Genomic DNA, 10,909 nt, shown 5'->3' with positions numbered 1-10,909 from the left:
TTATTTCTTTGCAGGCGAGACGGCGATGCGTGATCAGCCTCGGTATCGTGGGCTCGGAGCTGTGTATACGATCCAGGGCCAGCCTCAACCCGGCCAGCCCCAGCCCGGCCGCCCCAGCCCGTGGGCGGTGCCATGGGCTGGTCGGGCTGGGGCTGGCCGGGCTGGGGCTGGCCGGGTTGAGGCTGGCCGGGTTGAGGCTGGCCGGGTTGAGGAATGTACTGCGTGGGCGGCTCGGTCGGCTGGGCAGGCCGGGCCCACGCCGACGGATCGCCTTGTCCTTCGGGGCCCTGTGGCGGATTCGTCACCCGCGCGATTCTGCCTTATCGACCTGAGCCGGCCCTGAGGCGTGCCCGGGACGGTTGCGCAGCACGCCCAGCGTCTCGCGGGCCGCCTCCACGGCCTCGACGTCGATATCGCAGATCAGCAGCTCCGGATCGGCGCCCGCGGCGGCCAGCACCTCCCCGTAGGGCGAGGCCACCAGGCTGCCGCCCACACCGGTGGGCCCGGACTTGGCGATCTCCGCACCCGGGTAGGCCTGATCGGCGGCCAGCAGGTAGCCCGCGGAGTCCAGCGCCCGCGCCCGGGCCAGCAGCGTCCACTGGTCGAGCTTGCCCGGGCCGGAACCCCACGACGCGCTGACGACCGTCAGCCGTGCGCCGCGGCGCGCCAGCTCGACGTAGAGCTCCGGGAAGCGGATGTCGTAGCACGTCGTCAACCCGACCTCGACACCGTCGACGGTGACGGTGACCGGGTCGCGGCCGGGCGCGACGTGTCGGGATTCGGTGAAGTTGTAGGCGTCGTAGAGATAGATCTTGTCGTAGCGGGCGTCGGTATCCGGGCCCACCGCGATCAGGGTGTTGGTCACGCGCCCGTCGCCGGACGGACAGAACATGCCCGCCACCACGACGATCCGGTGGGCCGCGGCGATCTCACGGACCGCGCCGGCCCAGGGGCCGTCGACGGGCTCTGCGATCGGCGCCAGCGGCAGGCCGAACCGGCGCATGGTGGCCTCGGGGAACACCACCAGGGCGGCGCCGGCGTCCGCGGCGCGGCGGGTGTAGTCGTCCACCAGCCGCAGGTTGTCGGACGGCTCGGCGCCGCTGGCGATCTGGGCCAGGGCTATCCGCATGCCACCAGCCTAGTGAGCGGCCGGTGCCCGGGCATCCGGCCCGACCCTCGGATCGGTCGTGGCCGTCACGGCCCCCAGGCGGGCCGGGGCAGCGAGGCGGACTTCTTGCCCAGCTTCCCGACGCGGACCTGCGCGGCCAGGCTGTCCAGGATCACCCGCGAGCTCATCAGCGCGGTCTGTTCGGCCCAGTCGTACGGCGGCGAGCACTCGACGACCTCGATGCCGGCCAGGCCGGGCTCGGAAATCATCTTGACCAGGTTCAGTGCCTCGCGGGGGAGCAGCCCGCCCGGCTCCGGCCAGCCGGTACCCGGTACGAAGCCGGCGTCGATGACGTCGATGTCGAACGACAGGTACACCGCCTTGGCGTCCTTCCAGGCGGTCTCCAGGGCGATCTCGGCGACCTTCTCGATTCCGACGCGTTCGACGTCGCCGACGGTGATCACCGTGGACTTGCGCTCCCGGCCGACCTTGACGCCCTCCCGCGGGCTCTGCCAGCCGCCGATGCCGATCTGCACCAGGTTGGTCGCGGGCGCGTTCTTGATGTTGGTGGCGTGGAACCAGGGGGTGGTGTGCATCCGCTCGTCGAGGTCGGTCTCCTGGGTGTCGACGTGGCGGTCGAAGTGGATGATCCCGATGTTGCCGTCCATGTAGGGCGCCATGCCCCGGATGGTGGGAAAGCCGATCGAATGGTCACCGCCCAGCACGATCGGCATGACACCCTTGCTCACCACGTGCGCCATCGCCTGGCTGATCTGGTCGAACGACTTCTCCAGGTTGCCCGGAATGGTGAACACGTCGCCGATGTCGACCATGTTGAGCTGCTCGCGCAGGTCCACACCCGACTCGTAGTTGTAGGTGCCGAACAGATTGGTCGAGCGGCGGATGCCCTGCGGGCCGAACCGGGTGCCCGGACGGTAGGTGGCACCCGCGTCCAGTGGCACCCCGAAGATGGCCACCTCGGCGTCGTCGACCTGGTTGACGTCCTCGACGAACGGGCACTTCAGGAACGTTCCGCGCTCCCCGGCGAAGTGCGGCTTCTCCCCGCGCACGAAGGTCGAGATGGTGCGGTCGTTGATGGTGGGCGCCGCTTCCAGGCCGTGACTCAGGCCGCGGTCGATCTCCTCGCGCAACCGGCGGTCGCCGAGTCTGGCCTCGGCCTGCTGGGCCCAGGCGCCCTCGGCGTTGGGCAGCGTGGGGTCTGGCCGATCCGACCCTGGATACTCGGACACAAGTGCTCCTCACGCGCCGTCTTGTCGCTGACCGGGTACGACGCACCTCGTCCGGGGAACCCACTGCGGCTCCTAACCGACATTGTTTGCCGGGTTCGGTTGCCCTGTCCACCGCTGGCGCCGCCGGCGCAGATGAAATAGACCGTTAACGCAGAGCATCCGTCGGCGTAACGGGGCTGGGTTCTTCTAGAGAAGACTCACACTGCTGCTGTGAGGCGCGTCTAGGGTTCCGCCGGCCCGATCGTTCTTCGGGCCGGGTCTGGTCCGAGAGACGCAGGCGTCCGGGCACCGTGGCCCGGCGTTCCACGGCGGGACAAAAGCCCGGGAGACTCCATCTCGTGTAGGGAGCTCCCGTGATCCTGCTGGGTGTGGCGATCAGCATCGCCGTTGTCGTGTTCATCGGTTTCCTGGCCGCGCGCCGGGTCGGTGGCGACAGTTCGAATTTCCTGGTGGCCGGCCGCATGTTGCCGGTGCCGCTGGTCGGCGCGGCCCTGATGGGCCAGGCCGTCGACACCAACGCCACGCTGGGCAACACCGACCTGGCGGCCCAATTCGGCTTCTGGGCCGGGGCGTGCCTGCCGCTGGGGCTGGCGCTGTGCCTGGTGCTGACCGGCATCTTCTTCGCCAAGCCGATGAACCGGATGGGCCTGACCACGTTGCCGGACTACTTCCGGCTGCGGTTCGGCCGGCCCGCCGAGATCAGCGCGTCGATCATGCTCATCGTCGCGTTCTGCATCCTGGTGGCCGGCAACCTGGTGGCCGGGGGATACCTGTTCAACTACTTCCTCGGTATCCCCTACTGGGTGGGCGTGATCGCGATCGCGGTGATCGTGGTCGCCTACACCGGCGCCGGCGGCATGATCGCCGACGCCTACACCGCGATCGTGCAGATGAGCCTGATCCTGGTGGGCGCGATCGCGACCCTGATCTGGGTGATCGTCGCCTACGGGCTGACCATCCCCGAGGGGATGGGGCCGTTCGACCTGGGCCAGCTCGGCGACCCGGCGCAGGGCGCCACGGTCAACTGGGCCACCCTGATCGCCCTGGGCATCGGCGACATCGTCGCCATCGACTTCATGCAGCGCATCTTCGCGGCCCGCAGCCCCGAGACCGCCCGCCGGTCCTGCTTCGTCGCCGCCGGCGGCGCCGTCGCGATCGGCGTGCCGTTCGCCCTGGTCGCCCTGGCGTCGACCAGCATCCTGCCGGAGCAGGTCGACGGCCCGGTGTTGTTCGTGCTGCTGGACCGGTTCGCCCCGGTGGCGCTGACCGTCCTGGTGCTGTGCGGGATCGTCGGAGCGTCGATGAGCACCGCCAACGGCGCGATCCTGGCCAACGCCGCGGTCGCGGTGCGCAACCTGGGCGGCGTGCGCCGGGTGCACATCGCGGGCAAGTCCGACCCGCTGCTGCGAGCCACCCGGCTGATGATGATCCCGATGACGATCGTCGCGATCGTCTTCGCCATCTACGTCAAGGAGACCGGGATCCTGCTCACCCTGGCCTTCGACCTGCTGCTGGCCTGCCTGATCGTGCCGTTCATCCTGGGGCTGGTCTGGCGGCGCGGCACCGACGCCGCCGCGATGGCCGCCATCGTGGTGGGCCTGGCGGTGCGGCTGGTGCTGTTCGCGATGACGCCGACGATCTACGGAGTCGACAACACCATCTTCTACGTGCAGAACAGCGTGGTGGACGCCTCGTTCGACGGATGGCCCACCTTCATCGCGTTCGGTGCGTCCCTGGTCGCCTACCTGGTGGTCGCGCTGGCCACACCGGCGGCCCCGCTACGCGGCCTGGACATCCAGGTGGCCGCCGACCTCGACGAGGCCATGGAGGCCGTCGAGGAGGAGACCGAATCCGCGCCGGCCGCCCCGGTGGCGGCTAGCTGACCGGAGCCACCGTCGCCCAGGCCACGGTGAGCACCCCGTCGCGGCGGTGGCGGCGCTGCGGCGCCACCGGCACCCCCTGGCGGCCCAGTTCGGTCAGCATCGCCCGCCAGCGTGCGCGCGGGCCGAACACCTGCTGGGCCGCGCTGGCGGCCCAGGCGCGGTCGGCCTCCCGCAGCAGTGTGTGGATCCGCTGACCGGGCACGTTGTGGTGGATGAGCACCTTCGGCAGCCGCTCGGCCAGGTCGGAGGGCCGTTCGATGCGGGCGGGGTCGCATGCCAGCGTCAGGGTCAGCGGGCCGGTGGCGTCCAGCAGCACCCACGCGCAGCGCCGGCCCAGCTCGTCGCAGGTGCCGTCGACGAGCAGCCCGCCCGGTGCCAGGGCGGCCTGCATCGTCGCCCACGCCGCGGGCACCTGCTCGACCGGATACTGGCGCAACACGTTGAACGCCCGCACGAGCACCGGGCGCAACCCGGCCAGTTCGAAGCCGCCGCGGGCGAAGGTCACCGTGTCGGTGTGAAACGGTTGCGCGGCGCGCACCCGGTCGGGGTCGATCTCCAGTCCGGTCACCCGGATGTCGGCACGTACCGCGCGCAGCCGGCCGGCCAGCTCCAGCGTCGTCACCGGCAGCGCGCCGTAGCCCAGGTCGACCACCAGCGGATCGGCGGCCGCGGTCAGCGCCGCGCGCACCGCCGGGGAATGCACCAGCCACCGGTCGCAGCGGCGCAACCGGTTGTGGCCGGTGGTGCCGCGCGTGATCGCGCCAAGCGGCTTGGGCATCGGGTGGCGGCCGGCGGTGTCTAGTGGTGCTTGGTGATCCAGTCCGCGGTGAACGCCTCCTCGGCGTCGAACAGCAGCGGAATGTGCGACAGGATCAGCTGTTCGAGCACCCCGCCGACGAACGGGATGCGCACCTTGCAGGTGGTCGACAGCCGCAGCCGGCTGCCGGTGGGGGTGTCGGCGAGCAGGTAGTGGCCGCGAAAGTACCCGGGCCCGCCGGGCACCGTCGCGCGGAAACCGCCCGTGGCCGTCCCCGCCGTCTGATCGAACGGGGCGAAGTGCTGCTCGCGGGTGATGATCATGTCCACCGGCATCACCGACCGTGCCACCGTCGGCAGGTAGTCGCGCGGCAGGTTCTGCCGCACCACGATGGTGGTTCCGTCCTCGTCGCAGGTGAAGCGGTCGACCTTCGAGAGCGGGATCAGCCAGCCGTAGGCGTCCATCAGGGTGTCCCAGTACTGCCGGCTGGTGAAGTCCTGATGGATCTTCTCGGCCGGTGCGGCGAAGTCGACGGTGTAGTCCAGGCGCCGGCTCATACCGGGTTCTCCTGCAGCCAGGAATTGGTGAACCGCTGTTCGGCGGTCAGCAGCTCGACGAGCTGACCCCCGATGAACGTCTCGATCTTCCCACCCACCAACGGGATTCGGACCTCGACATCGGCCCGGAAGGTCAGGTGCGAGCCGCTGCCGCGCGGCGTGAGCACCGCGGTGCCCGTCAGCGCCACCGGCGCGCCGGGGATCTCGCCGTCCACGGTGGCCTCGGCGCGCCCGTCGCGCACCGGGTCCCAGCGCTCCCGGCGGTGGATCTCGAGATCCCCGCGGTGGAACTGCGCCACCAGCCCGGGCAGCCGGTCGCTGTGCAGCACCTGGGTGGTCGACACGGTGACCGTGCCGTCGGCGCCGACCTGCAGGCCGTCCAGGCTGGCGGTGTCGGCCCCGGAGTCGGCCAGCCGGGCCAACCAGTACTGCTCGTCGCCGAACGCACGCAACACCGCATCGACTCCGCAGCCGTAGTCGGCGGACATGTCGAATGAACGCGGCATAGCAGGCCAGGCTACCGTTACCGCCCGTGGCCGGTTCGCTGTACGCGGGTGCGGCGGTGACCGAATCGGTCCCGCTGGCGCCGTTGACGACCCTGCGGGTGGGGCCCGTCGTGCGCCGGCTGGTCACCTGTACCAGCACCGACCAGATCGTCGCGGCGCTCGGCGACATCGACGGCGCCGGGGAACGGCCGCTGGTGCTCGGCGGCGGGTCCAACGTGGTGGTCGGCGACACCCTGACCGAGCTGACGGTGGTACGGCTGGCCAGCCCCGCCATCGAGGTGAACGGGGCCGTGGTCCGGGCCGAGGCCGGCGCGGTGTGGGACGACGTGGTGCGCGCGGCGATCGACGCCGGACTGGGCGGGCTGGAGTGCCTGTCGGGCATCCCCGGGTCGGCGGGGGCCACCCCGGTGCAGAACGTCGGAGCCTACGGGGCCGAGGTGGCCGACACCCTCACCCGGGCGCGCATCCTGGACCGGCGCAGCGGCGAGGTGCGCTGGCTGGCCGCCGACGCGCTGGCGTTCGGATACCGGACCAGCCGGCTCAAACACGGTCCCGACGCCGGTCGGCTGATCGTCCTGGAGGTCGAGTTCGCCCTCGACGCCACGGGGGCCTCGGCCCCGCTGCGCTACGGCGAGCTCACCGCCGCGCTGGGTGCCGCCCCCGGCGACCGCGCCGACCCCATCCGTGTGCGCGAGGCGGTGCTGGGGCTGCGCCGGGGCAAGGGCATGGTGCTCGACGCCACCGACCACGACACCTGGAGCGTGGGCTCGTTCTTCACCAACCCGGTGGTCCCGGCGGCCGACTTCGAGCGGCTGCGGTCACTGATGGGGGGCGCGGGGGAGACCGTGCCCGGCTACCCGGCCGACGGCGGGGTGAAGCTGGCCGCGGGGTGGCTGGTCGAGCGCGCCGGCTTCGGCAAGGGCTTCCCCGGCCCCGGGGCCGCCGCACGGTTGTCGACCAAGCACGCCCTGGCCCTGACCAACCGGGGCGGTGCCGGCAGCGACGACATCGTGGCGCTGGCCCGGCGGGTGCGCGACGGGGTGCGGACGGCGTTCGGGATCGAACTGGTGCCCGAGCCGGTGCTGGTGGGGCTGACCCTGTGAGGGTCCTGTGGGTTCTGCTGTGGGGGCGCTGTCCGCTCCGGGGCGCCGGCGTACCGGACACGCCCCTGTGATCTGACTATCAGGATTTAGCGCGCCGGAAATCCGCTCCGTACCCTGGCTCTACGTGAGCGTGCACCGCGATGACCGCACTGCACCGGGCCGGATCAGCCGGCGCCGGGCGTTGGGTGCGTTGGCGCTGGGTGCGCTGGCCCCGGGGGTGCTGGCGGCCTGTGCCGGCAGACCCGGCGAACAGGGCGCCGACCCGGCGAAACCGGTCGCGCCCAGCCTGACCTTCACCCCGTCGGCCTCGGCCGACGACGTCGTACCCACCGCGCCGGTGCGGGTACGGGTCAGCGACGGCTGGTTCCAGCGGGTGGGCCTGACCAACCCCGAGGGCAAACCGGTGGCCGGGACCCTGAACCGCGACCGCACCGAGTTCACCACCTCCGAACCGCTGGGCTACGACTCCACCTACACGTGGGGCGGTTCGGTGGTGGGCCACGACGGCACGAGCGTGCCGGTGACCGGCAGCTTCACCACGATCGCCCCCAACGTCACGGTCAACGGGCAGTTCCAGCTCGCGGACGGGCAGACCGTCGGGGTGGCCGCGCCGGTCATCCTGCAGTTCGACGCCTCGATCAGCGGCAAGGCCGCCGTGGAGAAGGCCCTGACGGTCACCACCGACCCGCCGGTCGAGGGCAGCTGGGCCTGGTTGCCCGACGAGGTCGGCGGGTCGCGGGTGCACTGGCGCACCCGCGACTACTTCCCGGCCGGCACCACGGTGCACGTCGACGCGCGGCTGTACGGGGTGCCCTTCGGCGACGGCAGCTACGGCGCCGCGGACTCCACGCTGGACTTCACCATCGGCCGCCGTCAGGTGGTCAAGGCCGAGGCCTCCAGCCACCGCATCCAGGTGGTCACCGACGAGGGCGTCATCATGGACTTCCCGTGCAGCTACGGCGAGGGTGACCTGCCCCGCAACATCACCCGCAGCGGCATCCACGTGGTCACCGAGAAGTACGAGGACTTCTACATGTCCAACCCGGCGGCCGGCTACAGCAACGTCCACGAACGCTGGGCGGTGCGGATCTCCAACAACGGCGAGTTCATCCACGCCAACCCGGCCAGCTCGGGCGCGCAGGGCAACACCAACGTGACCAACGGCTGCATCAACCTGTCCACTTCGGACGCCGAGCAGTACTTCCACTCGGCGGTCTACGGCGACCCGGTGGAGGTCACCGGCACCTCGATCGAACTGTCCTACGCCGACGGTGACATCTGGGACTGGGCGGTCGACTGGGACGAGTGGAAGTCCATGTCGGCGCTGACCGACGAGTCGGCCTCCACGCTGCCCAGCACCGCCCCGGCGACCCCGACCGACGCCCCCACCCTGTCGGGCACGCCCACCACCTCGGCGCCTCCGGCCCCGGCCGACACCGCAGCTCCGGACGCGGCGCCGGAGGTCACGAGGGCGGGCGGCGGTTGAACCGTCCGTGTGGCGCCTGGTCGCGCGGGCGCATGACGATCTGATCCAGGTCGACGTGCGACGGCCGGGTGGCCACGAAGCCGATCACCTCGGCCACGTCGGCGGCCACCAGCGGGGTGATGCCGGTGTACACCGCGTCGGCGCGCTTCTCGTCGCCGTCGAAGCGCACCAGCGAGAACTCCGTCTCCACCGCTCCGGGCGCGATCTCGGTGAGCCGCACCGGCTTTCCCAGCAGTTCCCCGCGCAGGGTGCGGTGCAGCGCGCCCTGGGCGTGCTTGGCCGCGGTGTAGCCGGCGCCCCCGTCGTAGGTCTCGAACGCCGCGATGGAGGTGACGGTGACGATCAGCCCGTCACCGGAATCGATCAGCGCGGGCAGCAGCGCCCGGCACACCCGCAGGGTGCCCAGCACGTTGGTCTCCCACATCCAGCGCCAGTGGTCCAGGTCGGCCTCGGCCACCGGTTCCAGGCCCTTGGCGCCGCCGGCGTTGTTGACCAGCACCGACAATTTGCCGGGCACCCGCTCCAACTCGGCGGCCAGCGCGGCGACCTCCTCGTCGGAGGTGACGTCGACCGGGATGGCGGTGCCGTCGATCTCCCGTGCGAGGGCCTCGATGCGGTCGGCGCGCCGGGCGGCGGCCACCACATGGAAGCCCAGCCCGGCCAACGTGCGTGCGGTGGCCTCCCCGATTCCGGAACTGGCGCCGGTGACCAGGGCGACACGGCGGTGTGATGCGGGTGCCATCATCGCTCCAACTCTAGTGACCGCGCCGGCGCGCCCGCCGGGCGTATCCGACGAGGGCAGACGTGTCCCGCCGGCGGCCGGGTGCCAGTATGGGGTGGTGCGTGTCGCCGTGTTGTCGGTTCATACATCGCCGTTGGCCCAGCCGGGGACCGGCGACGCCGGCGGCATGAATGTCTATGTGCTGCAGAGTGCGCTGCACATGGCCCGCCGCGGCGTGGAGGTGGAGATCTTCACCCGCGCCACGTCCTCGGCGGACCCGCCGGTGGTGCCGGTGGCGCCCGGGGTGCTGGTCCGCAACGTGGTGGCGGGCCCGTTCGAGGGGCTGGACAAGTACGACCTGCCCACCCAGCTGTGTGCGTTCACCGCCGGTGTGCTGCGCGCCGAGGCCACCCACGAGCCGGGCCACTACGACATCGTGCACTCGCACTACTGGCTGTCGGGGCAGGTCGGGTGGCTGGCCTCGGACCGCTGGGCGGTACCGCTGGTGCACACCGCCCACACCCTGGCCGCGGTCAAGAACGCCGCGCTGGCCGACGGCGACTCCCCGGAGCCCCCGCTGCGCGCCGTCGGCGAGCAGCAGGTCGTCGACGAGGCCGACCGGCTGATCGTCAACACCGAGGACGAGGCCCGGCAGCTGGTGGCGCTGCACCGCGCCGACCCGGCCCGCATCGACGTCGTGCACCCCGGGGTCGACCTGCAGACGTTCACCCCGGGCGACAGGCTGGCGGCCCGCGCCGCGCTGGGCCTGGACCCGCAGACCCCGACGGTGGCCTTCGTCGGCCGGATCCAGCCGCTCAAGGCGCCCGACGTGCTGCTGCGCGCGGCGGCCCGGCTGCCCGGGGTGCGGGTCCTGATCGCCGGCGGGCCCTCGGGCAGCGGGCTGGCCGCCCCGGACGCGTTGGTTGGCCTGGCCACCGAACTGGGTATCGCCGATCGTGTGACGTTCCTTCCTCCCCAGTCCCGGGACCAGTTGGTCGAGGTGTACCGCGCCGCCGACCTGGTCGCGGTACCCAGCTACTCCGAATCGTTCGGCCTGGTGGCCGTCGAGGCGCAGGCCTGTGGCACCCCGGTGGTCGCGGCGGCCGTCGGCGGTCTTCCGGTGGCCGTGCGCGACGGCGTCAGCGGCGTCCTGGTCGACGGCCACGATCCCGCCCGGTGGGCCGGCGCCCTCGACGGGGTCCTGACGCGCGACCGCGCGGAGCTGGCCGCGATGGGCAGTGCCGCGGTGACCCATGCCCGCACCTTCTCGTGGGACCACACGGTGGACGGGCTGCTCGATGCCTACGGGCACGCGATCGCCGACTACGGCGCCACCCACGGCCGCCCGGTGGGCCGGGACGCGTCGGCCCGGAGGCCCGGACGGCGGTGGCGGGCCCGGCGGAGCGTGCGCGCATGACACTTCCTGAGTCAACCTCAGGCTGTTTTTGGCAGCAGTCTTTGCGTTCCACCGTGGAGATTGGGGTCGTAGGGCCGTTGATCGTGCCAGCAGCGGTAGATGACGCGTATCCAGGCGCGGG

The 10,909-nt window shown here is 71.7% G+C and carries 10 protein-coding genes and 2 riboswitches; of the genes, 4 read left to right on the top strand and 6 right to left on the bottom strand.

Annotated elements, in window-relative coordinates; all coding sequences use genetic code 11:
- Positions 1 to 301 precede the first annotated feature (301 nt).
- Together CSR00_RS28005 and CSR00_RS28000 are read right to left on the bottom strand one after the other, a co-directional pair.
- Positions 302 to 1,129 (bottom strand): carbon-nitrogen hydrolase family protein, encoded by an 828-nt coding sequence (locus CSR00_RS28005; protein WP_099025647.1) that lies wholly within the window; start codon positions 1,127 to 1,129, stop codon positions 302 to 304.
- Between the two features lie 65 nt (positions 1,130 to 1,194).
- Positions 1,195 to 2,358: an agmatinase family protein gene (locus tag CSR00_RS28000; protein ID WP_099025646.1), complete on the bottom strand. Its 1,164-nt coding sequence runs from the start codon at positions 2,356 to 2,358 to the stop codon at positions 1,195 to 1,197.
- A 10-nt stretch (positions 2,359 to 2,368) separates the two neighbouring features.
- A riboswitch (guanidine-III (ykkC-III) riboswitch) is annotated at positions 2,369 to 2,434 on the bottom strand.
- A 134-nt stretch (positions 2,435 to 2,568) separates the two neighbouring features.
- Positions 2,569 to 2,688: riboswitch (guanidine-I (ykkC/yxkD leader) on the top strand.
- 23 nt (positions 2,689 to 2,711) lie between these two features.
- Between CSR00_RS28000 and CSR00_RS27995 the strand changes: the two genes are divergently transcribed.
- Positions 2,712 to 4,241: a high affinity choline transporter 1 gene (locus CSR00_RS27995; protein WP_099025645.1), complete on the top strand. Its 1,530-nt coding sequence runs from the start codon at positions 2,712 to 2,714 to the stop codon at positions 4,239 to 4,241.
- On the opposite strand, the gene CSR00_RS27990 is transcribed toward CSR00_RS27995, so the two are convergent.
- Genes CSR00_RS27990 through CSR00_RS27980 form a run of 3 tightly spaced genes read right to left on the bottom strand, consistent with a single transcriptional unit; the run spans position 4,234 to position 6,061 of the window.
- Complete coding sequence (locus tag CSR00_RS27990) at positions 4,234 to 5,019, bottom strand: class I SAM-dependent methyltransferase (protein ID WP_099025644.1); 786 nt, start codon at positions 5,017 to 5,019, stop codon at positions 4,234 to 4,236. The genes CSR00_RS27995 and CSR00_RS27990 overlap by 8 nt on opposite strands.
- Positions 5,020 to 5,039: 20 nt before the next feature.
- Positions 5,040 to 5,555 carry a DUF2505 domain-containing protein gene (locus CSR00_RS27985; RefSeq protein WP_099025643.1) on the bottom strand — a complete coding sequence of 172 codons (516 nt, stop codon included), beginning with the start codon at positions 5,553 to 5,555 and terminating at the stop codon, positions 5,040 to 5,042.
- Positions 5,552 to 6,061 (bottom strand): DUF2505 domain-containing protein, encoded by a 510-nt coding sequence (locus tag CSR00_RS27980; protein WP_099025642.1) that lies wholly within the window; start codon positions 6,059 to 6,061, stop codon positions 5,552 to 5,554. The genes CSR00_RS27985 and CSR00_RS27980 overlap by 4 nt, the downstream gene beginning before the upstream one ends.
- Positions 6,062 to 6,087: 26 nt before the next feature.
- Here CSR00_RS27980 and CSR00_RS27975 point away from each other — a divergent pair, with 26 nt between their 5' ends.
- Together CSR00_RS27975 and CSR00_RS27970 are read left to right on the top strand one after the other, a co-directional pair.
- Positions 6,088 to 7,164 carry a UDP-N-acetylmuramate dehydrogenase gene (locus tag CSR00_RS27975; protein WP_099025641.1) on the top strand — a complete coding sequence of 359 codons (1,077 nt, stop codon included), beginning with the start codon at positions 6,088 to 6,090 and terminating at the stop codon, positions 7,162 to 7,164.
- A gap of 124 nt (positions 7,165 to 7,288) precedes the next feature.
- On the top strand, positions 7,289 to 8,650 hold the full coding sequence (locus CSR00_RS27970) for a L,D-transpeptidase (RefSeq protein WP_245906673.1): 1,362 nt from the start codon (positions 7,289 to 7,291) through the stop codon (positions 8,648 to 8,650).
- Here CSR00_RS27970 and CSR00_RS27965 read toward each other — a convergent pair.
- Positions 8,628 to 9,395: an SDR family oxidoreductase gene (locus CSR00_RS27965; protein WP_099025640.1), complete on the bottom strand. Its 768-nt coding sequence runs from the start codon at positions 9,393 to 9,395 to the stop codon at positions 8,628 to 8,630. The two genes, CSR00_RS27970 and CSR00_RS27965, sit on opposite strands and share 23 nt — an antisense overlap.
- 91 nt (positions 9,396 to 9,486) lie before the next feature.
- On the opposite strand from CSR00_RS27965, the gene mshA reads away from it, so the two are divergent.
- Complete coding sequence (gene mshA, locus CSR00_RS27960) at positions 9,487 to 10,788, top strand: D-inositol-3-phosphate glycosyltransferase (RefSeq protein WP_099025639.1); 1,302 nt, start codon at positions 9,487 to 9,489, stop codon at positions 10,786 to 10,788.
- Positions 10,789 to 10,909: the final 121 nt, after the last annotated feature.

Origin of the sequence: Mycolicibacterium palauense (assembly GCF_002592005.1) — a bacterium.
In the GTDB taxonomy this organism is placed as follows: Bacteria; Actinomycetota; Actinomycetes; order Mycobacteriales; family Mycobacteriaceae; genus Mycobacterium; species Mycobacterium palauense.
The sequence above is the reverse complement of the archived record's forward strand: the minus strand, read 5'-3'. Positions and strand labels throughout refer to the sequence as shown.

Coding starts and splice junctions, on each gene's coding strand:
- CSR00_RS28005 (WP_099025647.1), bottom strand. CDS start 1,129: ATGCGGATAGCCCTGGCCCAGATCGCCAGCGGCGCCGAGCCGTCCGAC.
- CSR00_RS27990 (WP_099025644.1), bottom strand. CDS start 5,019: ATGCCCAAGCCGCTTGGCGCGATCACGCGCGGCACCACCGGCCACAAC.
- CSR00_RS27985 (WP_099025643.1), bottom strand. CDS start 5,555: ATGAGCCGGCGCCTGGACTACACCGTCGACTTCGCCGCACCGGCCGAG.
- CSR00_RS27980 (WP_099025642.1), bottom strand. CDS start 6,061: ATGCCGCGTTCATTCGACATGTCCGCCGACTACGGCTGCGGAGTCGAT.
- CSR00_RS27965 (WP_099025640.1), bottom strand. CDS start 9,395: ATGATGGCACCCGCATCACACCGCCGTGTCGCCCTGGTCACCGGCGCC.